20 protein-coding genes are annotated in these 24,582 nt (G+C 37.1%); 6 read left to right on the top strand and 14 right to left on the bottom strand.

Annotated elements, in window-relative coordinates:
• Nucleotides 1–76: 76 nt before the first annotated feature.
• From EGI26_RS20775 to EGI26_RS20760, 4 genes are all read left to right on the top strand, one after another.
• Nucleotides 77–925, top strand: coding sequence for a sterol desaturase family protein (locus EGI26_RS20775; RefSeq protein WP_255081000.1), 849 nt, complete (start codon nt 77–79; stop codon nt 923–925).
• Nucleotides 926–1,179: 254 nt separating this feature from the next.
• Nucleotides 1,180–2,007, top strand: coding sequence for a universal stress protein (locus EGI26_RS20770; RefSeq protein ID WP_255080999.1), 828 nt, complete (start codon nt 1,180–1,182; stop codon nt 2,005–2,007).
• Between the two features lie 167 nt (nt 2,008–2,174).
• The gene (locus tag EGI26_RS20765) at nt 2,175–3,242 is read left to right on the top strand and encodes a 3-oxoacyl-ACP synthase III family protein (protein ID WP_255080998.1); all 1,068 of its coding nucleotides are present in this window, start codon (nt 2,175–2,177) and stop codon (nt 3,240–3,242) included.
• A gap of 3 nt (nt 3,243–3,245) precedes the next feature.
• Complete coding sequence (locus tag EGI26_RS20760) at nt 3,246–4,199, top strand: YheT family hydrolase (RefSeq protein WP_255080997.1); 954 nt, start codon at nt 3,246–3,248, stop codon at nt 4,197–4,199.
• Nucleotides 4,200–4,296: 97 nt separating this feature from the next.
• Here the strand turns inward: EGI26_RS20760 and EGI26_RS20755 are convergent, their stop codons facing one another.
• The 6 genes from EGI26_RS20755 to EGI26_RS20730 all read right to left on the bottom strand — a co-directional run bounded on the left by EGI26_RS20755 (nt 4,297) and on the right by EGI26_RS20730 (nt 11,497).
• The gene (locus tag EGI26_RS20755) at nt 4,297–6,762 is read right to left on the bottom strand and encodes an outer membrane beta-barrel protein (RefSeq protein ID WP_255080996.1); all 2,466 of its coding nucleotides are present in this window, start codon (nt 6,760–6,762) and stop codon (nt 4,297–4,299) included.
• Nucleotides 6,763–7,419: 657 nt separating this feature from the next.
• On the bottom strand, nt 7,420–9,165 hold the full coding sequence (locus EGI26_RS20750; RefSeq protein WP_255080995.1) for a gliding motility-associated C-terminal domain-containing protein: 1,746 nt from the start codon (nt 9,163–9,165) through the stop codon (nt 7,420–7,422).
• A gap of 153 nt (nt 9,166–9,318) precedes the next feature.
• Nucleotides 9,319–9,738: a hypothetical protein gene (locus EGI26_RS20745; RefSeq protein WP_255080994.1), complete on the bottom strand. Its 420-nt coding sequence runs from the start codon at nt 9,736–9,738 to the stop codon at nt 9,319–9,321.
• Nucleotides 9,735–10,187: a DUF3592 domain-containing protein gene (locus EGI26_RS20740; protein WP_255080993.1), complete on the bottom strand. Its 453-nt coding sequence runs from the start codon at nt 10,185–10,187 to the stop codon at nt 9,735–9,737. Before EGI26_RS20740 ends, EGI26_RS20745 begins: the two co-directional genes overlap by 4 nt.
• Before the next feature lie 9 nt (nt 10,188–10,196).
• Nucleotides 10,197–11,234 (bottom strand): hypothetical protein, encoded by a 1,038-nt coding sequence (locus tag EGI26_RS20735; RefSeq protein WP_255080992.1) that lies wholly within the window; start codon nt 11,232–11,234, stop codon nt 10,197–10,199.
• Between the two features lie 11 nt (nt 11,235–11,245).
• Nucleotides 11,246–11,497, bottom strand: coding sequence for a hypothetical protein (locus EGI26_RS20730; protein ID WP_255080991.1), 252 nt, complete (start codon nt 11,495–11,497; stop codon nt 11,246–11,248).
• Nucleotides 11,498–11,673: 176 nt separating this feature from the next.
• Here EGI26_RS20730 and EGI26_RS20725 point away from each other — a divergent pair, with 176 nt between their 5' ends.
• Nucleotides 11,674–13,098 carry a LuxR C-terminal-related transcriptional regulator gene (locus tag EGI26_RS20725; RefSeq protein WP_255080990.1) on the top strand — a complete coding sequence of 475 codons (1,425 nt, stop codon included), beginning with the start codon at nt 11,674–11,676 and terminating at the stop codon, nt 13,096–13,098.
• A gap of 130 nt (nt 13,099–13,228) precedes the next feature.
• Nucleotides 13,229–14,179, top strand: a complete 951-nt coding sequence (locus EGI26_RS20720) for an ion channel (RefSeq protein WP_255080989.1) — start codon at nt 13,229–13,231, stop codon at nt 14,177–14,179.
• A 154-nt stretch (nt 14,180–14,333) separates the two neighbouring features.
• On the opposite strand, the gene EGI26_RS20715 is transcribed toward EGI26_RS20720, so the two are convergent.
• The 8 genes from EGI26_RS20715 to EGI26_RS20680 all read right to left on the bottom strand — a co-directional run bounded on the left by EGI26_RS20715 (nt 14,334) and on the right by EGI26_RS20680 (nt 24,513).
• On the bottom strand, nt 14,334–14,927 hold the full coding sequence (locus EGI26_RS20715) for a 2OG-Fe(II) oxygenase (RefSeq protein WP_255080988.1): 594 nt from the start codon (nt 14,925–14,927) through the stop codon (nt 14,334–14,336).
• A 374-nt stretch (nt 14,928–15,301) separates the two neighbouring features.
• Nucleotides 15,302–16,132: an AraC family transcriptional regulator gene (locus tag EGI26_RS20710; protein ID WP_255080987.1), complete on the bottom strand. Its 831-nt coding sequence runs from the start codon at nt 16,130–16,132 to the stop codon at nt 15,302–15,304.
• 39 nt (nt 16,133–16,171) lie between these two features.
• A complete protein-coding gene (locus EGI26_RS20705) occupies nt 16,172–16,720 on the bottom strand; it encodes a cupin domain-containing protein (RefSeq protein WP_255080986.1) in 549 nt (182 codons plus the stop codon).
• A gap of 209 nt (nt 16,721–16,929) precedes the next feature.
• The gene (locus tag EGI26_RS20700; RefSeq protein ID WP_255080985.1) at nt 16,930–17,964 is read right to left on the bottom strand and encodes an IS110 family transposase; all 1,035 of its coding nucleotides are present in this window, start codon (nt 17,962–17,964) and stop codon (nt 16,930–16,932) included.
• Nucleotides 17,965–18,425: 461 nt separating this feature from the next.
• A complete protein-coding gene (locus EGI26_RS20695) occupies nt 18,426–19,916 on the bottom strand; it encodes an FMN-binding glutamate synthase family protein (RefSeq protein ID WP_255080984.1) in 1,491 nt (496 codons plus the stop codon).
• The gene (locus EGI26_RS20690) at nt 19,913–21,037 is read right to left on the bottom strand and encodes a glycoside hydrolase family 130 protein (protein WP_255080983.1); all 1,125 of its coding nucleotides are present in this window, start codon (nt 21,035–21,037) and stop codon (nt 19,913–19,915) included. The genes EGI26_RS20695 and EGI26_RS20690 overlap by 4 nt, the downstream gene beginning before the upstream one ends.
• An 81-nt stretch (nt 21,038–21,118) precedes the next feature.
• Entirely contained in the window at nt 21,119–24,058 is a 2,940-nt protein-coding gene (gene secDF / locus EGI26_RS20685) for a protein translocase subunit SecDF (protein ID WP_255080982.1), read from the bottom strand.
• Nucleotides 24,059–24,171: 113 nt separating this feature from the next.
• Nucleotides 24,172–24,513 carry a hypothetical protein gene (locus EGI26_RS20680; RefSeq protein ID WP_255080981.1) on the bottom strand — a complete coding sequence of 114 codons (342 nt, stop codon included), beginning with the start codon at nt 24,511–24,513 and terminating at the stop codon, nt 24,172–24,174.
• Between the last annotated feature and the right edge of the window lie 69 nt (nt 24,514–24,582).

Here is a 24,582-nt window from a genome sequence, read left to right as displayed (position 1 = left end):
TCTATTGTATTTGGAATACAATGGTATTTTATAAAGAAAAAATATGTTATTTTCGCACATCAACAACAAAACATTTATGGAACCAATCATAGAATATTTTAAAACAATTCCCTCGCTACACAGGTCATTATTATTAGTTGGAGGTATAACTTTTTTCTGGATTTGGGAGTCGGCATTACCACTTTTCAATTTTAAATATCAAAAAGTAAAACATGCCGGTATAAATATTTTCTTTACGGTTACTAGTGTCCTAATTAATTTTTCTTTGGCTTTAGTATTGTTAAAATCCTCAGATTGGGCTGTTGCAAATGATTTTGGAATAATAAATTGGCTGCCCCAAATGCCGCTTTGGTTGTATGCCATTTTGGGTTTAATGGTTTTAGACTTGATTGGGGCGTATTTTATTCACTGGCTTGAGCATCAAGTAAAATGGATGTGGATGTTTCACCTGATTCACCACTCCGACTTACACGTTGACACCACCACCGCCAATCGTCATCACCCTGGCGAAAGCGTGTTTAGGTTTATTTTTACCACCATTGCAGTTGTCATTACTGGAGCTCCCATGTGGATGGTCTTTTTGTATCAATCGTTGTCTGTGGTTTTGTCGCAGTTTAATCATGCCAATATTACTTTGCCCACCTGGCTCGACAAAACCCTTAGCTATATAATTGTTAGCCCAAACATGCACCACATACACCATCATTACACACAGCCGTATACCGACAGCAACTATGGAAACATTTTTTCGGTTTGGGACAGACTCTTGGGTACTTACAGGTTTATGGAGCAAAAAGATATAATCTATGGTATAGATACCTACATGGAACCCAAAGAAAATGAGCATCTTACGCCCTTGTTAAAGATTCCTTTCGAGAGTTATAGACCGCCAATTGGTGCAAAGTTTGACAAATTAGAGAAGTGAAAACTTCTTAAAAAAACAATGGACAATTTTTTCTCAAAGTCCGATGTTTTTAAACGGTGAATTCGCTCTTTCAACTGAATCTAATTCTTCTAACTGACTTTATACGTGGGTTTGGTCTTTTTTGTTTAAAAAAAAGCAGGCCAAAATCATGCAATAAATCATAATTTCTGAAAGTATAAATCATTCTTTTTTTTTGATGTTTTTATGACATTTATATCCAAAAGAGATTCAAAAATGTCCTAAATAAAAATATCATGAAAAAGATTTTGGTTCCTACTGATTTAAGCGAAATTGCCAACAAAGCTTTGGATGTCGCTGTAGAAATTGCTAAAAAAATAAACGCAAAAATTGAACTTCTAAACGTGAAAGTCTATCCTACTGCTAATGTAGGTGCATACTATTCGCTATATGGTGCCTCTGGTGTGTCTATAGATGACGCTTGGGAGGATATTTTGAAAGCTGCCAAGAAAGAAATGAAGGAACTCATTTCAAGGTACTCGGGGGTGCAAATAAAGCCATTAATTGAAGAAACGAGTGAACATTTTGTAGAGTCCGTTTTAGAACACAAGGCAGATTTGATAGTGATGGGTTCAAATGGTGCCGAAGGCTTTAAGGAGTTCTTTAGTGGCTCAAATAGCGAGGAAGTTGTGCGAATGGCCTCATGCCCAGTGTTGGTAGTAAAGGATTCTCAGGATGTTTTTGAACCTAGAAAAGTAGTTGTGGCTGTAGATTTTATACATGAAGAATTTATAAAAAAAGCAATAGATAGTCTTCCCTTAAAAAAAGCGGAGTTTCACTTTTTACATGTCGATGATGGTAACAGAAAAGTTGATTACTTGGAGGCCGAGGCTAAAATGCACAAACTTGCAAAGAAACTGGGACTTGCAAACTGCAAATTTGAGATATTTAATGCCAACACAGTCGAATACGGCATACAAGAATATGCCGAAACTGAACAAGCAGATCTAATAGTGATGTACACGCACGGCAGAACAGGGATTGCTCACTTCTTTAAAGGAAGCATTGCAGAATCGGTAGTAAATCATGCCAAAACCTCGGTTTTTACTTATGTTGAAAATTAATTTTTGAAGATTACCATAGTATTTGGATGTGAATCTTCTCTGATGATTCACATTTTTCCTTTTTTAGAAAAGATTTTTTATCAAAAAAAGAGAATCGTCTAATTGTATGATGGAATAATGTAATTTTGTGTAATTGTTGAATCAAATACCATCAAACGAAGACCATTTTGAAAACCATCATAGCAGCTACAGGTACTCAAATGCCTGAGCGAAGAATACCGAACTCTTATTTTTTAGATAGAAATTTCCTTAACGAAGATGGCTTACCAATGCCCAAGTCTACCGAGGAGATGGTTGCCAAACTCGAACAAATTACCGGGATAAAAGAGCGAGGATATATTTCAGAAAAGGGAGATTCGGTGCCTTTGATGGTGGCTGCATGCGAAAACGCCCTTTCAGAGTGGGGGAAAGACAGAAATCTCATTGATGGCATCATAGTGGCACACAATGCTGGCAACATGCTTGAGGGTAGAGATGGCTTTCATACTGTACCCAATTTGGCTGCTCTTCTGAAAAATAGACTGACTATTGCCAATCATGAATGTTTTGCCTACGATATGCTTTTCGGCTGTCCAGGTTGGTTGCAGGGAATAATACAAGCCCACCAAACCATACAAATGGGCGATGCAAAAAATGTGTTGGTTGTAGGCTTGGAAGTCGCTTCCCGATTGATGGATCCGCATGATTTGGACTCGATGATTTTGGCTGATGGGTGCGGGGCAACTATAGTAACAAGCAGTGCCGAAGACGACAAAACGGGCATAATTTCATACGCCACTTATTCTCATGCACAGGAGGATATTTCGTGCATTTATTTGGCAAAATCTTACAACAAAGAGCTCAAAGCACCGACACTTTTCAAAATGAACGGAAAAGATGTGTACAAATATGCCACAGTATGGGTGCCAAAAGTAATCAAAGCTGCATTAGACAAAGCCGGATTGACTGCCTCTGATGTGGACATGTTTTTGTTTCACCAGGCCAATGGCAAAATGCTCCATGCATTTGCCAATAATTTAGCACAGATGTATGGTTTAGAGGGACTTTCTTTCGAAGGGAAAATACCCACCACCATCGAGTTTACTGGCAATACTTCGGTAGCAACCATTCCTACCATGTTAGATCTGATTAGAAAGCATGATTTGGGTAATTACGAAATTACCTCAGGAATGAAGGTGGTTTTTGCCTCAGTAGGAGCGGGGATGCATTGCAATGCCATGGTTTATCAGTTTTAATTTATGCTATTCAAACCGCCTTTTTTACAAATAAACGGACACCTACAAACCATTTATCCGAGTCTGTTTCGGAAAATTCCTGTGCCTTATGTGCGGGAAAGGATTTCGCTTCCAGATGGCGATTTTTTGGATTTAGATTGGGTAAAAACTGGTAGTGAAAAGCTCATGATAGCTACGCATGGCCTTGAGGGTGACTCCACAAGGCATTATGTCACTGGAATGGTTGAGAAGTTTTGCAAGAATGGTTTTGACGGACTCGGCTGGAATTCAAGGAGTTGTAGTGGGGAAATTAATAAACTACCACGGTTTTATCACCACGGCGATGCTGGAGATCTCAAGCTTGTGGTAGAATATGCCATTTCTTTGGGTTATAAAGAAATATTTCTAGCAGGCTTCAGTATGGGCGGGAGCCTGACATTGAGGTTGTTAGGCGAATACGCTCACAGTGTGCCATCGCAAATATTAGGTGCGGTTGTTGCATCAGTCCCTTTAGATCTACCGACATCTGTCGCCGAACTGGACAAACCAGGAAAACGTTTTTATATGAATCGTTTCTTGAAAAAACTAGGGAAAAAGTTGGAACAGAAATCTCGGATGTTTCCTGATAATAGACTTCTTAATATTGATAATTACTGGAAAGATGTCAAAAATTTTGAAATCTTTGACAACCGATACACCGCTCCATTACATGGATATAAAAACGCTCAGGATTTTTACAAAAAAGCTTCTGCCAAACCTCTTTTAAAAGACATTTGTATCCCCACTCTTATTGTTCAGTCGGTAAATGATCCGTTTTTAAGTCCGGAATGTTTGGATATAAAAGGTGCGGAAAACAATAAAAACATCCACCTAAAACTTACTCAAAATGGAGGCCATGTGGGTTTTATGGTAAAAGGACAAAAGCATAGTTTGGTTGAGGAATTAGGCTGGGAGTTTTATTCAAAATTGCCCAATTAAACATAAAAAAGACACTCTCATCTAATGAAAATGTCTTTCGAATTCCTTTAAATTTTAATCGCTACAAAAAACTGCCCACTGGGCAGAGGATAATACTTTACCCTTGTCCACCACCTGCTCTACTTTTCAGGTCGTCAGTGGCGGTACTTCTTCTTCTTGCACTCTTAACATTCTGATTACCAAAGTTATACGTGAAGCTGAGTGTTGCTCTGCGGCTCGACCAACGATTGGTTACGGCCAAGTCAATGTTTTGATAGTCAATTTTTCCATTAAAGAATGAGGTTAAAAACATGTCATTCACGTTAAGTTTCAATCTAGCTTTTTTGTTCAATACTTTTTGTACTCCAGCATTTACAGCATATTGTGGTTTTGTTGCTTTTATGATTCCGAAAATATTGGGTGAATTATACCACATATTGGCTTCTGCCGACCAGCCTTTTTTAAGAGAAAAAGTGTTACCTGTGTAAAAATTATAAGCAAAATTTCCGATGTCTAACACACCACCAGACACATCACTGTCTCTAAATCTGTTGTAATATCCGCTGATGTTGTTGTTCATCGTCCACCATTTCCTGACAGTAACTGGAAAAGAAATATTTACTGAAAAATTCTCTACTTTTTCTAGATTGGTAGTAGTCTGGAAGGTCTTTCTGGTGTCATCCTCTTGCTCTATTACATCAAACATGTTGTCTTTGGTGAAAGAATAACCAAACGCTATCGATGATGCCCCTTTGTAGGAATAGGTAAACTCTGCATTGTCGGTAAACTGTGGATTCAAAAATTCATTGCCTTTCTGGAAAGTATAAGGGTCTAAGAAAAACAAGAATGGGTTGAGCTGCTGGTAGTTAGGTCTTCCAATTCGGCGGCTATAGGTATATCTTGTGCCATGGTTTTTGCTGATGTTGTGGTTTATAAACAAAGTAGGAAAAAGACTTAAGTACTCTTTCGGAACTACTTTATTTAGTGTCAAAGAATTACCCTCTGATATCGTATATTCGGCTCTCAAACCTGACTGTATTCCCACTTTTTTCCATTGTTTACCGTAGTTTATGTAAGCTGCATTCACAAATTCTTTGTATACAAAATGGTTGGTTTTGCCCTCGTCATTTACCCAAGTGTTGTCAAGTAATTGCTCAAAAACAAAGTCATTGTCTGTTTTAACATAGCTCGTTTTGGCTCCTATATCTATCTTTGCTTTGTTTTTGGTTGGCAAAGAAAAGTCGAATTTTGCCGCATAAATATCTATGATGGTGGAGGTTGGATTTCTTTGAATTTGATTTTCAGTTAGTTTATTGGTTGCATCAAAAAACTTGTTTTCAAAGTTAGAAAGCGACGTGTTGTTAAAGCCACTGTAGTCTAAATCGACCGTCAATTCCTTGCCTTTGTCGTCAAAGTTATGTTTGAGGTTCATGTTGGCCGTAATGTTAAAATTAGCATTGTCGTTTTTAGAACTAGGAATCAAGCTACTAGCTGTACGCACACCATTTTTGATTTCTACGATATTCGTCAGGCCAGAATTTACGCCGCTTCCTTCCCAATTGTTGGCATCTAACATAGCTCCCAAAGTGGTTTTGCTGCTGAGGAAATAGTCAGCACCAATTTTTCCATTTGTAAAAACTCCACTTCCATTTCTTTGAGATTTTTGATCAAATTCGCTTCTCAGCCCCTCGTAGTTGGTTGATCTCACTAGAGTATTATCATTATACCATGTGTTTTTGCCTGGATTTATGTTTCCATACAAATTCCATTTCTTATTGCGGTGGTTGAGACTGAGGTTTGTAGAAAGTCTATAAAGATCTTTGGGGGCATCTGGCAGAAACGTATTTCCTGCAGAAACAGTTAATGTTCCGTTGGTTCCAAAAGATAGATTCTTCTTCAATTTTATGTTTATGATTCCGGAGTTTCCTTGAGCATCATATTTTGATGAAGGATTGGTAATGATCTCAATAGAAGCTACTTGTTCGCTGTTTAAGTTCGAGAGAAACTGTATTAAGGCTTCGTTAGAGAGGAAATTTCTGCGGCCATCTATCATCACTAAAACACCATCTTTATTTTTAAGTTTCAAGGCATTATTTTGCCTATCTACTACTACTCCAGGAGATTTTTCCAGAATTTCTAGAAGTGTATTTCCTGTAGCGACTATGCTGTTTTCGACATTTACAACGGTTTTGTCTATTTGTTGCTCTATAAACGGTTTTTTGGCAGTAACACTGACTTCCTTTAACATTTGAGTTTGTAAAGTCAACTTTATAGGCTCAAATTTAAAGTGAGGGTTGGCTTCATTCAAAATGAACTTTGGCGTATAAATTTCTCCATAACCCACCATGGAGATTTTCAATAAATAGTTGTTGAAGGCGGCATTTTCGATTAGAAATTTGCCGTCAATGTCTGAAGTCACTGCCTTCGCCAGTGTACTGTCTTTGGCTTTTAATAGTAGAACATTCGTGAATGGGAGTATTTCAGATTTTTCATCCAAAACCACTCCAGTTACTGACCCAGAATTTTGGGCAAAAGAATTCATTGTTGCCAATAAGGCAAAAGTTAATTGTAATAGCTTTTTCATTTTTTAGTGCTTGTCTTTTGTAATAGCTTCTTTTTTCAATGCAAACTTAATGGTATTATGTAATGCAAAGTAGTGGTTAATACATAAATGGTTTATTTTCTTGTATGAGCGGTTTTTGGTATATGGATGCAGTAAATAGGGGAGAAGTTGCATGTGTAGAATAAAAATATCGAATTTATTCAAAGTTTCTATTTACTTATTATTTTAAATTCAAGGGTCATCTTATTTCTTGTTGTGTTTCTGAAAATAACGAGAAGACGAGTTTTTTATCACGGAGAATCATTTAATTGTTTGAAATAGCACCTGTTTGCTTGCACTCTAGTTTGTGTGCTAATTGTAAGTCTGAGTTTTATTTTATAATGTGAATTCAGTTATTAAATCCAAAAAAGCTACTATTTATAGCCTGAGTTTTGATAGATCCATCTTACCCAGTGAATCACTAGTCTGATTTTTATATTTTTCATTAATAATTATTTTATGAGAGTCTATTTTTTATAAATAAACATACTGTTCTTAGTTTTTAGGTCTCTCAAAAGTGTTAATTCTTTTCTAATATTTTACAAATTATTATGTCTTTGTACTCAAATGATTACAATTTTTACAGCACAGCCCATAGCTTTTTATTTATACAATGTATTGATTATCATTTAGTTGGATTCACCTGAGTAGATTAATCGGGCCTTCGAATTGCTCTATGGAGCCATCTAAAAGTTGTGCTTTTGCTACGTAAGTGTAAAGTCCAGGAGACAATTCTTTACCAGCTTTCTTGCCATCCCAACCGTAGTTTTCGTCTGAAACAGGAATATTTTCTGTCATAAATACCTGTTCACCCCAACGGTCAAAAACAGTTAGACTGAGTAGTTTGGCAATGCATTTACTTCCAAAACCAAAGAATTTTGCATTTAGCGGATCAGCATTTGGCGAGAATGAATCTGGAAAATGTACCATACAGGGTACGACCTTTATAGCGGTGGTGTCTGTCCGTTTACAAAGTCCGGTTTGACTTACAGTTTCAAAAAAATAATTTTGGTCAGAAATGGGTTCTAAAGTTATTTTGTGGCAAGCGTTACATAGTTCTTGAGTTGTACTTAGCCATTTTGTGTTTCCTTCATTTCCATTTGTAGTTTCACCCACAAGTTCGATGGGGTCTCCTATTGTAATTCTTTGGTTTTCAGTTGCTTTTATTTCAAGTTTTTCAAAATTCACGTCTGCATTTACCACTGAATCGCACTTTCCGGATCTTTGGATTCTGATTCTGTAGTTCCCGCTTGTGGTAATTATGGTGTCTCTTACAGTGACACTTTCTCCCTCACATTTATTTATGATGGTGTTGAATTTTGGTACTTCACTTACCAAAAGTTCGAGATTAACTGTGCTGTCGCATATTCCGCCTCTTGATATTATTTTGGTATAGCTACCAGTGGTTGTGTATACTTGGTCATCTATTTTGAAGTTTTCTCCGTCACAAATCGACGCTTTTAAGTTTTGGCTAGTCGTTTTGAAAGGAACAGTATAAAAAAGCGAGAAATTGCATGCGGCGTCTAAACTTGAAAAAGGCGTAATGGTAACTTTAAATGGCTCACCAAGTACTGTTTTGGCCGAAAGTGCTTTGCTCAGACTTCCGTTGCTCCATTGGTATTTTTCAAAACCATCGGGTGCCAAAAGAGTCATGTTTCCATTAATATCAGGGCAAACGGAGGCTTGTTTTATCTCAGATTTTAGCAATTCAGCGTCAAAATAGGCATACCCAAAATGACCTTGTCCTGTGCAACCGTGTGCGGTTACTTCCACTTTTAAAGTTTTTCCAATATGCTGTCTCAGATCTATGGCTCCAGTTGTCCAGTTTCTATATTCTATATCGCCTTGGGCTTTGAAACCTGCCAAAAGATTACCTTCGAGCTGTACATCGAAGTCGCCACAAGTTATTTGAGTACCAGCCAAATCTGTGATTTTTAACGAAAAACCGGGTTTCTGAGGTTTGGTGTGGCGTGTGCCGTCATCTTCTTGCAGCAAAACGGCAAAATGATACTGGAACAAAGTATGATTAGCTGTTATTTTGAAAGTTGTGGCGGCTCTTTCCCAAGTATTTCCATTTTGAGTTTTACCTATTCGCATGGCGTAGTTTCCTTCTTTTCCAACCAGCGGAATGGACTCATTGCTTATTTTGGGGTCATTACCTTGAAATTTAGATACAATTAAATGTCTGTTTTGGATAGTGCCGTTTTGGGTGTTTTGATAATCGATTTTATTGTTGACCAATTTCACATTTCCATAGCTGAGCGTCCAGCCGTCAAAATTGCCTTTTTCGAAACCCAAATTACTCGTATTGTCTACCTGCCCATAGCCAAAAAGGCTTAGCAAAATTAGGCACAAAGTGCCGCACATTTTTAAAAATGTGACCATGCTTTAGGTTAGTTAATTAATTAGTATATAAGCGATTACGAATATAAGTATTATTTCGCTGCTTAAAAAAAAGAATGTATGAAATTTATAAAAAGGCAAAAAACTTCTTTCGGTCTTCGAATTTGTGCTTTTTTAATTATTGAAAAAATAGAATCATTTCAAGTCCTCTCCAAATTTATCGTCAAAAGAAAAACTGTGGATTTGCCAAGTCGTATTTGGTTTGTAAAATTCAAAATCAAAGCGAATAGGCTGGCGGTCATATCGGCCCACATAAGTCAAGAAAATGTAGTTTTCTCCAATTTTCTGCTCTTTTATGAGTTCATAACCATAGAATTTTCCTACAAAATCTAGGGTAAGGGCATCCAATTGTGTTTTTAGTCCAGAGACTGCATCTGCCGAAAACTCCATCCATTTGTTGGAAGCATAGAGGTTATCAATCGATTTGGTTACACCCAAATTTTGGTATTCTTTGAAGAATTTTTCTGCTGTACTTTTTGGTGTGATTTGGCCAAAGGTAACACTGCTGATTAAGTATAAACCTAATACTAATAATTTGATAACAAGAGTTTTCATAGTTTAAATGCTTTTTGAAATATAATACCGAAAAATATAAATACTAAACCAATACCGCCTAAAATAAGGATTGGAAACCAAGAATACCCCATGCTGGCATTTTCTGGGTCATCACTTTTATAATAAATATCTACATATTCGCCCACCTGATATTGGGGAGGTCTACTAAAGACCATGTGATAGTGTAGATGAGCTTGCTGACTTTTGTCTAAAAACTCTACAACAGGGGCATAGCCTTGTCTATATGCTCCTCCATCAAGCCTTAAAACCACACCTTTGGTTTTTGTGGCATTTTGAATAAAATAGAAGTTGTAACAACCAATCCCTAGGCCAATTACCAAGAGTAAGGTTCCAATCCAAGTGAAAACTTTCGGAAAGTTTTTCTCCCAAAATCCTGGCTTTTTATAAAGGTTTTTTTGTAATCGGGCTTTTAATTCTTCTTTGTTCATGGTGTTAGTTTATCGCCAAGCTGGCCTTTGGTTGTAAGTTACGTAAGTATCTCCATCTATTACTATCATTGGATCGCCGTTTTTTGGGTGGTTTCGCTTTTCAAACGATAAAATCTGGAATCCCTGAGAACGAGAATTGACATGAATTTTGTTGCCTACTACTTTCCAAGTGCCGCTGTCGGTACTTTGGCTACTTGAGCCACCGTAATAACCTCCTCCATAGCCACTTATAGAGCCTTCGGCGGCGTATGTATATGTTCCATTGCCGCTTATATTGATACATTTGTTACTCGAACTACTCGCTTGCATGTTTCCTGAGGCTTTTACCCAGCACCATTTGCCCAAAATGCTCTGGTCTATTCCTCCACTGACGTAATTATTATCTACTATTTTGTTTTCTGTTGAATTCTTCGAAATTTCGGCTTTGTATCCTTTATGTCCTCTGGTTAAAACTACGTTAATGCCAGCTCCGCTCAAAGAGAGCGATTCGCCCAAAAACATAAAGAAAAAGGTGTTTGTACCTGTGTTGTCGGTACTGGTAAGGGTGTTACCATTTATAGAGTAAGTGAATGGATTACCATTGTAAATTCCTTTGCCATTGGTTTTAAATTCTATGTCAGCACCTTCGGTGGTCCATTTTCCAATCAATTTTTCGGCCTTTGAACTTTTTTCATCTTGACTTTTGGTATTTGTTGTTGAAAGGTTGCTTTTTGAGCTAGGTGATGACGAAGAACCGTTCTTAAAAAAAATCGTAGGATTGTCTAAATCTCCACCAGAAAGCGTTAGGGTATTTTCTGAAAGTTTAAAATTGTAGGCAATCGTTTCTTCCTTAAACTTTATGTTTATTTTACTGCCTACTATCTTATAACTGATGTTTTCGTCCTCAAAAAGACCTTCCCCGCTATCGTTGAGTTGAAGTTTCATGTCATAACCAAAGTCTTTGTTTATCCATATACCCATAAGATTGGTTTTGGATGTGGGTATTTTTGAGCTTATTTGGGCAAAAATATTTACCGAAATAAAGTAAAGAAAAATTAATTTTTTCATGCCTAAAAAGTTTAAATTCTGTAACCTAAAAATTTGCCCACTTTTGCCCACATTTTGAGTTTCCAATGAGGTGGTTTTTTTATCCTATCGAGGTGTTTTGAAAAGAACAAAGCCGTTATAAACTTTGCCTTCAAACTGCCCGGCTCTTTTATGTTTTTTAGTTTTAAATACCATCCATATTCATCCAAAAAAATCTTTATTTCAGAATCTTCGCCCACCAATTCTAAGCCTTGCCGTAATATAAAATCCTCGTTGAATTGCATGAGTGAATGATTTGAATCTGAAAATTTTCAATTAAAATTGTATTACAAAAGAACTCACGGAATGACCTTTTGTCAATACCTCAAATGCGGTATTTTAGTCGAAAAAATCTCAATTAATGCCTTTAATGAAGTTTTTTAAGATTATTTTATTTTTTTGGATGTTCTTTTTGTCGTCAATGACTGACGCACAAAAAGTATTTGAATTTCGAGATTTTCGAGGAACTTTAAAGTACACTGGAGAGGTGGCATATTTGATAGATACAACGTTTAAAATAAATTCTTGCCAAATAGATAAGCTATCGAATCTTCCAATATCAGAAAAAGTGATTCCTGATCTAGGCTGGGGGAAGTTTAGAGGTTGGATAAAATTGAATGCAAAGTCTAGTAAAAATCAGCAGCTTTTTCTTCAAATTCACAATCCGGTTTTTGACGAAATCAATGTCTATGTTTTTCAAAAGGGAAAGATAATTTCTGGTTCTCAAACCATCATGAAGGGAACACTTTTAAGGCCAAATTCGCTCAGACTTTTAACTGTCCCGATAGTTTTGGAGAAAGACAATGTTTACCAAATATATGTATCGGGCATCTCAAAGTTTAACCCCGTAAAATTTCCGATTAGGTTCTTGGATCAACGAGGCCTTGATGAGTTCAGAGATTCAGAAAACCTCTACAATGGGCTTATGTTGGGGTTTATGACTATTTTGATAATTCTGAATATACTGATTTTTATTTTTTTTAAAGTCCGAGTATTTCTCTTTTTTTCTTTATCCAATATTTCATTTCTCTTTTTGTATTTATACTTAGAGGGTTATCTTTTCGGTCAGAAATACTCGGAACTCTTTTTTGAAAATCCATATTTCAACTTTCAGTATCTTATTTATTATGGTTTTCAGTTATTCAATTTCTACTTTGTGTGGTCTATTTATAGGCTTTATTTTTTGAATAAATCTTCTTGGGTCTTGACCTATAATATTCTTATTTCGGTGTGTTTAATACAGGTTTTTTTGATGTTTTTTTCTCCTCTTTGGGAGGTTTATCTTTGTCACAACCAAATAGTAGATATTGGCTCATTTACTCGCTTAGGTGCTTTACTACTCAATATATTCATGCTGGCTTTGATCTTAAAAACGTGGCGTGAAAAACCTTTTTCTGCATGGATGCTCATCGCAATTTTGCCGGGTTGGCTTAGTTATGTTGTTCCAAGGTTTGCCGCAGTTTTTTTGCACGATAGTTGGGTAACTTTGCCGTTTTTGTACTCTGTAAGTTCTATCTGGAATGTACTTTTCATTACGATAGGCTTATTTTTGGAGCTTTCTAAAAACTATAAATCAAAAATAGAACAAGAGTCTGCAGGAAAAGTTGAAGTTTTGACAGAACCAATTTCACAGCCAAAATCACAACATGTTTTGCAATTGTCAAAACGCGAAACTGAAATTCTCAAAGCATTTGCAAATGGCTTTTCTTATCAAGAAATTTCTGATGCCATGTTCATAAGTCCACATACTGTTCGGACGCATATCAAAAACATTTATAATAAGTTGGAAATCAATTCCAAAGCAGAGGCTGTTCGATGGGTAATTGAGCATCTAGAGGTTTTATAAAACTTAATTGTCGAGTTATTTGTTGGTCAAACTATACGCAAATAATCCATTTGAAAAAAAAGCATTTCCTTTTTTGGCAATATACCAGCCCCGAATGGATTTCATCTTAAAGCCATTGCATTAAATATATATGAAGAAAATAGACCTAGTAGAAAAAGAGAAACAAAGAGAAGATACTGGATTTGGAACCACGGCAACTTCAACTTCAGCACGTTTGGTTAATAATGAAGGCAATTTTAACGTCAAAAAAATCGGACAGTCCTTTGAAGCCCGTGTAAATCTTTACCATAAGCTCATTACGATGTCGTGGGGCAAATTTGCGTTCATGTCTTTGGGTTTTTATTTGACGGTCAATCTTTCTTTTGGTATTGTTTACTACCTCATTGGTATTGAAAACCTCATGGGAGTAAACAAGGACCATGGCTTATCGGATTTTTGGGAAGCATTTTTCTTTTCGAGTCAGACGCTCACTACGGTGGGCTATGGCAGGGTCAGTCCTGTGGGTTACATTACCAACATCATAGCTTCTGTGGAAGCATTTATGGGTCTATTGTCTTTTTCGGTTCTTACGGGTCTGCTTTATGGTAGATTTTCGAAACCAATTCCTCGCATTCAATATTCTGAAAGAGCTATAATTGCACCATATTTGGATATTAATGGCCTCATGATTCGTTTGGCTAATGAAAAAAGTAATCAATTGATTAATGTAGAAGCGAGTGTGATTTTTTCAAGAAACGAAACCGTTGATGGATTTGTAAAACGAAAATATTATGGCTTAGATTTAGAGAGAAGTAAGGTGAAATTTTTTGCCATGGCCTGGACTTTGGTGCATCCCATTACAGAGAAGAGCGTACTTTTTGGTGAAACTTTGGATAGTTTGCAAGCTGCCGATGCCGAGATTTTAGTGGCCGTTGAAGGAACCAACGATACATTTGCCGACCCTATTTACAGCCGAAGGTCGTTTTTATACAATGAAATAGAAATAGGCAAGAAGTTTTTGCCAATGGTAGAGCCGCAGGAGGATTATTACCTTTTAGATCTCAACAAGCTATCGGATACTGAAAATGCAAAATTGAATTAAGAAAGGTTATAGAACCTGTGAAAAAGTAAAAATCGAAGAGGACTGTATTCGAAAAAGTAAAAAATAATTACAGACCACCCAAATAACCCACTTCGGCTTTACTTAGTGTCACACTACCACTAGTAATCAACCAATAACCATTAAACACTCCACATTAATCCACCCTAAACCAGCCAGTTATGCTCATTCTTTGTGAATGACTAAGAAGGACTTCATGTTCCAGTTCGCTGCTTTTAAAGAATACGCTTTTGCCGTTGGTAGGGGAAATTTTTTGAGAAGAATCTTGAAAATAAACGCACAATTCACCGCCATCGGCGAGTTTCCAATTGGTGTTTAGATAGAAAATCATCGTGAATTGTCGGCTGGCGTTTGACTTAAATTGGTCGAGATGTTTTTTGTAGAAACTGCCTTTTTCGTATAGGGCGTAATGGAACTCATAGCTTGTAATGCCTGTGAAGCAGGTTTGATTTAGAAATATCACAAAAGCATCCATGATGTCAAAGAAAGCATTTTCGTGTTGGTTGTCATGCATTCTATCTAGCCAAAAAATTTTGTCGGAGCGTACGGCTGTGTTGAGATTTGTCTCACTTCCACTGCCAGTTTTGGCCGAAATGAGTTGGTTGTCATTAAAAAGTTTAACAAGATTGGCTTTAAGGTTTTTGGACAATGCCAGACTCAGAAAGTTTTCTGAAATACCCACTTTGTCAATCAAATAACCATCAATAAGGGCATCAAAAACCTTCTGCATACTATTAAACCTTAAAAGAGCGATATTGGCAGGATTGCCATTGGTAAAGGTAGGTGGAATATTAGTTTTTTTGTGTTTTTTGGAGATATATTGCTAGAAATGTGTTTAGGTTTCATTTTTGTTGCTCATCAGAGAAATTACTTTCGGTAGACCAAATATCCAAAGGTAATTAGGTTTACAATTTGAATAGAATAAATAGCTTTCAAATGTCAATTCTCAAAAATTACCTTTATAAGTTTCTGTATGCAAATGAGTGTTTGAATAATCGGACATCTTCATTTTTTCAAGCGGTATTGTAGCGGTTAACAGGTGGAGTTTTATATTTTCAAACTCCTTCTGCACTATACGTAGGGTTTTTTGATGATATTTACTTTTCAAACTTCTACTATTCCAAACTTCCTTTCCGGCGATTGGGTGTCTTGCAGGTAAAAATTTGCGGGAGTCATTCCGGTGAATTCTTTATAGTCTCTTACCAAATGTTGGTAGTCGTAATAACCGCAATCTAAGGCAATACTTAGCCAATCCTTATTTGGGAAAGCATTTTTCATTCTAAATGCCTTGTCGAATCGGATGATTCGGGCAAAGGATTTGGGGTTAATACCTATACGTTCATTAAAATTTCGTTCAAATTGTTTTGAGCTCAAACAGGATTCTTTTGCCAACCAATCTAGCGAATAGTGGTTTTTGGATTCGAGCATGGCTATGCCAACTTTATCAATGGGTCGGATGTCATAAGAAGATTTCCTGACCATATTTATCAGGAAATCTTCTACCAAATCAATCATTTTTGGATAATCCTCTATATCACTAAGTCTTTGATTTAGGTTTCTTACTTCATTTCCTAAAACCGCCTCTGCATCGAAATATTGATTGTTCAAGTCTATAGTTGGAATACCTGTCATACGATACAAACCACCAGGTTGAAAAACCACTTGAACCATCAAAAACTCTTTGCCTACATGTCTGTGACTGACCACATTTTGCTGCCCAATGAGGGCTGACCGTACAGGTGAAGGCTTTCTTCCATCTTCGTAGCTCACTTTTTCGGTGTCTCTCGGATAAAAGCTCAACGTAACTTCTGGCCTTGGTGGATAGGCTTTTGCAGGAGGCAAAGTACTGTCGGTAAACAATAAATGCATAAACCTATAAAGTCTTACGTAAGGTTTCAAAGCTAAACTGGGCTGTAAATCATAAAAGAAAGGCATAAGATATGATTTTCAATTGATTATCAAATTTAACTTTTTTTAGATAGAAATAGGTGGGCCGACTACTTTCATTCCATGAGCCTGATGAATTTCCTGAATAAGGGCTTCAGTTGGTGGGCCTTTGAGTTCATTCATTTTCTTAAAAAACTCCTCCATTTGCCCTGAAGGTTGGAGGAAATACACCAATTTGCCTTTGTCAGAAACTTGTATCCATGTATGCGGAACTGCCCTTGGCAAAAATATAGTATCTCCAGCTTTGAGGATCATTCTTTCAGAATCTAACTGAAAAATGTATTCGCCTTCAACTACATAGAATATTTCGTCTTGCTCATAATGTACGTGTAGAGGCGGCCCAATCTTCTCAAAACCCACATATTCCAATACCGTCAGTTGACCGTCGGTATCTTTGGATGATATTTTGACGTCGTTTGGATTTACTCCTCGGTATTTTATTGGCTGGTTAAATCTATCCTTGCCAGAATCAACTTTAAAACCCTTTTTGTTTCGGGTTTTTGCATTTGCTTTACCTGTTGCCAGCACTATGGGCAAATAAACCAAAGTGTTCTGAATAAAATTTCTGCGTTTCATGTCTTTGTAAATTAAATTGGTTTAAATAATTCTTCTTTACAAAGTTTGGGCTTTGGCTGAATAGTTTAGTGGTAAAAAATGGACATGTTTTCGGGGGTGTTATTTTTTAAACACATAGCACATAGATTCTGTGTTAATTTCCGAAGAAATAATTATTTTTTTATCTTTGTTTTATAAAGTCGGTCACTGAACCAGACTGTGTAGCGTGTTCAAACTATAGCAGTTTGCACGCTATTTTTATGGTACTCTTTATCATACACCGTTCCGTTTTTAAATAATACATAAATTAGCTCTAGTATTTTTCTTTGTATTGCCACTAAGGCTTTCATTTTTATTCCATGCTTTCCGACCAATCTGGCATATACATTTTTAAAATGCTCATCCCATCTAACCGCTGACAATGCTGGTAAATAGACAGATTTTCGCAAATTACGGTTACCTTTTTTGGATATCCTTGGTTTACCCTTGACCGAAGTTCCAGACTGCTTCTCTTTTACATCAAGTCCTGCATAACTCGCTAGCTGCGACTTGTTTCGAATCAATTCAAACCCATTCGTTTCGGCCAAAACAGTCACTGCCGTTAAACTACCAACTCCAGGTATTGTGGTTATTCTTTCAATTGTTTTTTGTATTTCAATGTCAGTTTTTGTGATTTCTTCAATATCTATTTTAATCTCTTTTTCTTGAGTGCTTAAAAACTTAATCCTTGACTCCATCCGTTCTAAGCTTCTTTGATTTGGCTCAGCTTCCGACTTTTCTGCATGAATCTGATTTTTAATAATGCTTCTTTCTTGTACGATTTGGTCTCTTTCTCTGGTTAATTGTTGCAATTTTTTATACACTTTATTGGGTTTAGTCCATAAATCCAATTTCCTTTCCAATCCAAACTGTGAAATTGCCTGTGAACAGCTTTTATCAGTTACTGTTTTTGATTCCAAAGTTCGCATGTAATTGCTGATTTTATTTGGTAATACTACACATACTTCATACTGTTTTTCATCCAAATGATATGCCAATTTTTCATGGTAAACTCCAGTTGCTTCCATTATATATTGAATAGATACTTGACTATCTGCCAATTTCTCTACCCAACTTAATAATGCCAAAATTCCAGAATTACTATTCTTAAAAACCTTGTAACCAGTAAATTCTATTGACAAATCCCCAAATAACTGCCCAAATGTCACTACCAATTCATCTAATGCTACGTCAATTCCTACTGCTTGTTTTAATACTTTTTTCATTATTCTAAATTTTAATAAATATCATAGTGAAAATCTCCCTTCGTCTTTTCTCCTAGTTGGATATTCTGGATATTAAGCATGGCCCAATTCCTTACATTCTGTTCAGACTCTAAAAGATAAAAAAGAATGAGGTAATTTCTATGTGAGAATATGTTTCAATGAACTATTTAGACATATATTTACTCTCATCCTTTTTCACTATAATTGCACAAATTTATAAATTGAAAAATTATATCTTTGACGCTACAAACATAGGAGTTCTCATAGATTTTTGGGTTTAGATAATAATTTTTAGCATGCGATTGATAGTTTTACCACAGAGGCTTCAGAGTTTTTCACAGAGTTCCACGGATCATTTTAGATGATTAAAACTGAAATGCATACAAGCAATTCGTCACTAATGCGAATAAACTTATATTCTCTATGCTCCCTATGCCTCTATGTGTTTTAATAAAAAAACCTCAAAATCCCCCAAACGCCACCTCCGTCTTCTGATATCCATAGGCTTGGCTGAGTGGGATGGTGCGGTTGTTGTCGCCCATCGATATTTCGATGTCTTCCATCGTAAACTGTGAAGGGTGTTCGTATCCGCAGGCGTGGGAAAGCTCTAAGATTTCTTTATTGATGGTTTTGAGGTAATTATAAAAACGCACACTTTTCAGTTCGGGATTCAAGCCTGATTCTAGCCATTTGTTGTTGGTGGCTATACCAACTGGGCAAGTATTGGTATGACATTTTTGAGCCTGAATACAACCAATGCTCATCATGGCTTCTCTGGCTACATTTATCATATCAACCCCCATCGCAAACGCCATGATGGCTTTTTCTGGTAGTCCAAGTTTGCCAGAGCCTATGAAAACTATCTTTTTTTCTAATCCGTATTTTTGAAATATCTTGTAAATATGAGAAAATGCATACACCCAAGGCAAAGAAACATGGTCGGCAAATGCTCTTGGAGCGGCACCTGTGCCACCTTCGCCGCCATCAATTGTTATAAAATCTGGTCCTTTACCGGTTTCATTCATTTTTTGAGCGAGCGTTTCCCACATATCCAATTTTCCAACAGCCGACTTCAATCCAACAGGTAGGCCAGTTGCGTTGGCCATGGTTTCTATAAAATCTACCATTTGCGGAATATCCATAAAGGCCGTGTGATATGCAGGTGAAATCACGTCTTTTCCTATTGCTACTCCTCTAATGTCTGCTATTTCTTTTGTCACTTTTTTGCCGGGCAACATCCCGCCTTTACCAGGTTTTGCTCCTTGCGAAAGTTTTAGTTCCAACATTTTTATGCACGGATTATTGGTTGTGAGTGTCTTTAGCTTTTCCAAGCTGAAATTCCCATTTTCATCTCTTACGCCAAAATACCCTGTACCGATATTCAGTACTACGTCACCACCTTTGGCGTGATACGAGGAGAATCCGCCTTCGCCTGTATTGTGGTAACAGCCTGACATTTCAGCTCCCAAATTGAGCGAAGTGATGGCAGCACCCGATAAGGAACCATAGCTCATGGCACTGATATTGACCACCGATTGAGGATGATATGGCTTTTGTCTGTGAGGTCCCACTATTTTGGCAGAAGGGCAATAGGATGTTTTTTTGAAAGACGGATGCTTGTCGTCCAGTCGAAACGGCATCATGGCGGGTTTGATGAAAACATAGCCCGGCTCATGAATATCTTGATCCGTACCAAAGCCTTGCATGTTGTTTTCGGTCTTGGATGAAGCATAAATCCAAGTTCGTTGTTGGCGGTTAAAAGGTAATTCTTCTCGGTTGTTGGCTACTATGTACTGTCGCAATTCCGGGCCAAAACTCTCCAAAAAGTATCTAATATGCCCTACCAATGGGAAATTATGTTGAATTGTGTGTGTTTTTTGAAAAATATCTCGAAGGAAAATCAAGAATAAAACTACCAAAACATAGCCCCACCAAGGAAAATCGAAATTCATTGTTTTTTGTTTTTTTGTGATGAAATAGCCAAACCTACGAAGGAATCAGCTGTGCCGTAATAAAGATACCACTTGTTTTTAAAGAAAACCAAACCCTCTGCAAAAGTAGTTCCCGCTTTGTATTGTCCAGTGACTTCATGTGGCAAACTTGGAACTAAAAACGGTTTATCCGAACGTTTAAGTACGGTTTTCAGGTCTTTTGGGTCAAAAACAACTCTCCCGACTGTATAAGTTCCGAGTGGAAATTCAGACGATGCATTTTCTGCAAAATCACTATTTTTTCCATTGTAAACCAATACCACACCTTCGTCGGTTATCATAGCCGGCGGACCGCATTCTGTTAGATTGCTGTCAAAAAAGCCCTTTCTGGTTTGTATTACAAAGCTCAATTTTTCTGAATTATCTAGTTCTGGATACCAGTCATATAGATTTTCCGACCACGCCAAGTTTACGCCATGTTCACCCCAGTACATCCAATATTTGCCATTGATTTTGGCTGCAACATAGTTCTTTCCTTCAAGTTTGGTTAATATAGAACCAGATTTTGAAGCCATGTTTTTGAATTTCCCCTCATAAGCTGTAGCAAATGCTGGCCCTTTTTTCTCCCAAGTGATTAAATCTTTAGAGAAGGCGATAGAAAGTCTTGGGGTGTCATAATTCCAAGCTGTATAGGCCATCACATACATTCCATCGACGGTCTGTACTACTCTTGGGTCTTCACAACCACCGGGCGAATCGTAAATAGAAAAATCGTCGTTTGTAGGATATAAAACAGGTTTAGGGTATTTTTTAAAATTTACACCATCTGTACTTTCGGCCAAGCCAATTCGGGAAGTTCTGCCACCCAAATGTGCTTTTGGATTATCTTCAGCTCTATACAGCAGCATTATTTTCCCATCTTTCACAACCGCTGCTGGGTTAAAAACATCGGCTCTTTGCCATTTTATACTTGTTTTTTTAATTGGGCAATCAAACTCAAAAGTAGAGTCCGCTTTTAATATAGGATTGATTTCTGTTTTTTTGAAAGCATCAAAATCAATGTGTGAAATGCTCGTTTGTGAAGTTTTGCAAGACCCAATTGCGAAAAACAAGGCCAGCAGCATGAAGTTTTTGAGTTTCATAAGGTTTTTTTTTGAAACCTCTAAAAAACAAAAAAAGCTCGGCATAACCGAGCTTTCTCTGAAAAAATAAGTTTCTTAATCTTATTTCTTTATATCTACAGATGGAACCGCTTTCATTGATTCGCCATCACTTTCAAGGCGTCTTTGCATGGCATCAACCACTATTGGAGCAGCAATAAACAACGATGAATAAGTACCTACAATTACACCAATAAACATGGCGAATATAAAGCCTCTGATGGTTTCACCACCGAATATCAATAGTATCAACAATACTAACAACGTAGCCACACCAGTTACGGCCGTTCTACTTAAAGTACTGTTCAAGGCGTTATTGATAGTTGTTTCGATTGGCTCTTTACTTGAACCTTTCTCACGAAGGTATTCACGAATACGGTCAAAAATCACGACAGTATCACTCATTGAGTAACCCATCAAGGTCAGCACCGCTCCCACAAATGCTTGGTCAATGTCAAGCGAGAATGGCAAAATACCGTTCAGGATAGAGAAGATACCCAATATAACCAATACGTCGTGGAATAGGGCTACTACTGCACCAAATCCAAAGGCTACGCTTCTAAATCTGATATAGATATATATAAATGTTAATATCAAAGCATAAAGAATCGCTTTCAATGATGACCAAATGGTGTCATTGGCGATGGTTGCACCTACTTTAGAGAAGGACATTACTTTGCCTTTGTTGCCATTTACTGAGGCCACTGCTTTATTCAAATCAGCAGAGATTTGTTTTTCTACTTCAGGCTCAGTGTTGTCTATTTTAAATGCCGATGTTACCATTACTTGGTCAAATCCTCCATAAGTTTTCACTTCAGCGTTAGAGCCTGGGAACACGCCTTCTACTACTGTTCTTACTTCTTCAGTGTTTACCGTTTTTTCAAACTTCACAACGAAAGTTCTACCGCCTTTAAAGTCAACACCCAATCCAAATCCTCTTATGCCGATAGAAACAGCACCTGCCAAAATAATAGCAGCAGAAATGATATAGAATATTTTTCTTTTCTTGATAAAATCAATGTTAGAATCTTTGAAAAGTTTCTCTGTCCACGCAGTTTTGAAGTTGATGGTTTTACCTTTCTTGATGTTGTAATCAAACAACAATCTCGAAACAAATACCGCACAGAATAACGAAGTAAATATACCGATCAACAAAGTCGTAGCAAATCCTTTTACTAGACCAGTTCCGAATATCATTAAAATAACGGCTGTTATCAAGTTGGTTACGTTAGAGTCAATGATAGATGGCATAGCGTTTTTGAAACCATCACCTACAGCAGTAATAAAGCTTTTTCCCGAAGTCAATTCTTCTTTGATACGCTCATAAATAAGTACGTTGGCATCTACCGACATACCCACCGAAAGTACCAAACCTGCAATTCCTGGTAAAGTCATAGTTGCACCAAAAGATGCCATAACACCTAAAAGCAATATCAAGTTGACCAAGAGTGCAGCATTAGCAATCCATCCAGCTTTGCTATAGTACACCATTACGAAAATCAAAACGGCTACAAGGCCCAAAAGTGATGACAAAACACCCGCACTCACTGCCTTAGCACCTACCGAAGCACCTACAGTGGCTTCTTCTATAATGTTAGTTGGGGCTGGTAATTTACCGGCTTTCAATACGTTGGCCAAATCCTGTGCTTGTTCTACGCTAAATCCACCTGAAATACTTGAGCTACCACCACTGATTTCTTGATTGACATTTGGTGCAGAATATACATAATTATCCAAAATGATAGCAATACTGTTTCCAACATTAGCACCTGTCATAGTTTTCCACTTTCTGGCACCAAGGGCGTTCATTTGCATGGTTACGTCTGGTTTTCCAGTCATTGGGTCATAATCTTGTTTTGCGTTTGTAATCACATCGCCTTCAATTGGAGCGTTTCCGTGATCTTTAACAGCATAAACAGGTACAACTTCTTCTTTTGTAACAGGATTTTCAACTGGGCTAACATCATACATGAAAGTCAAGTTGGAAGGGAAAATTCCTTGAGCATCTGGACGTTTTAAAACGTCGTTTAGTCTTGAAGTATCTTTTGATCTTACAGCCAAACCACCTGTTGGCGATGCTACGAAGATGTTAGCCAATGAGTTAGCATTTGCTAATGAATCTGTTCCGGTAGAATCAGTTTTGGTTTTCAAAGCCGAAGCCAAACTGCTTTTTGAAGTATCTTTGGCAGCTATTTTGTTCTCAGCAGACTTTATTTTTGACTCAAGGTCTATTTTGTTCAACAAAGCTGACAATGCCTCCATAGAAGGATTGATTTCTTGCAGGCTGTACACCTCACAAAACTCAAGTTTTGCAGCTCCCGATAATAATTTTCTTACCCTTTCTGGGTTGTCAATACCTGGAAGTTCTACCTGAATACGGTTAGTTCCTGGAATTTTAGAAAGATTAGGGTTGGCTACACCAAATTTGTCAACCCTAGTTTGAATAACTTTGTATGAGCGGTCAAAAGCTCCGTGAACCTCAGCTTTTACATATCTGATAACTTCTGCATCAGATGAGTTGAGGTTTAGAACGTCTCTGTTTGAAGTATTAGAGAAAATAGAGGCTAATTTGGTGTCTTTGGCTAATTTTCTATATTCGGTTACAAACAAATCCACGAAGTTTGTACTGCTGGTTACGGCTGCCTTTTTGGCTGCATCAACTGCAATGGCTACTCTTGGGTCACGTGAACCTTTGGCCAATGTTTTTATGATTTCGGTAGGAGAAACCTCCAATATCACGTGCATACCACCTTGAAGGTCAAGTCCAAGTCCAAGCTCTTGCTTGCTCAGTTCCTCTAGCGTTGACCCCAAGAACACATCTTGTTTCCACAATGAGTCTAAGTATCTCTGTTTTTTGCTAGCGTCTAATTTGCCATCTTTGCCTGTTGCATAAGCCGAGGCCTCTTTTCTGATGTCGTTAACTTTCCATGTTCTTACCAAGTAATAAACACTTATTAGAGAGAAAACAACAAATAGTACTAATATACCTAATCTGTTTTTCATAAATAATGATTGTATCCTTTTCCCAAAAGAGGATGTTTAATTGAAAATATAGCACACAGGGACATTGTGCTTTTTATGGTTTAAAAGCTAAGAATTACTATGAAAGATGAATTTCAGGGTGCGTTTATGGCAATATGATGCTCAAAAAGCTTGTCGAAATAAGAATTTCTAAAAAATAAGAAGAATGGCTTTACAAACGGAGCATTTTGCTCGTAGCCAATTATAAAGTTTTGATCAAATACCAACTGGAATTCTTCAAAAGAGAAATCGTAAGAAGGAACTACTGATTCGTGGCTGATTTGCTGAATTACAGGAGTTTCTTTCTCTTTTTTATCCTTTTCGGAAGATGCGGACTGAGGTTGAGGAACATAACTAGCCGAAGCCACGTGTGCTGAAAACACACTCACGAGCATTAAAAGCCCGATAATCTTCGATATGATGTTGTTTTTTCTCATTTTGGAAGCACAAAAGTACAAAACCTTCAAAGAAAAAGTCAAGAAATGTGCCAAAAATTAATATTTCTT

Source organism: Lacihabitans sp. CCS-44 (genome assembly GCF_024343735.1).
Taxonomy (GTDB): Bacteria; Bacteroidota; Bacteroidia; order Cytophagales; family Spirosomataceae; genus Leadbetterella.
The sequence above is the reverse complement of the archived record's forward strand: the minus strand, read 5'-3'. Positions and strand labels throughout refer to the sequence as shown.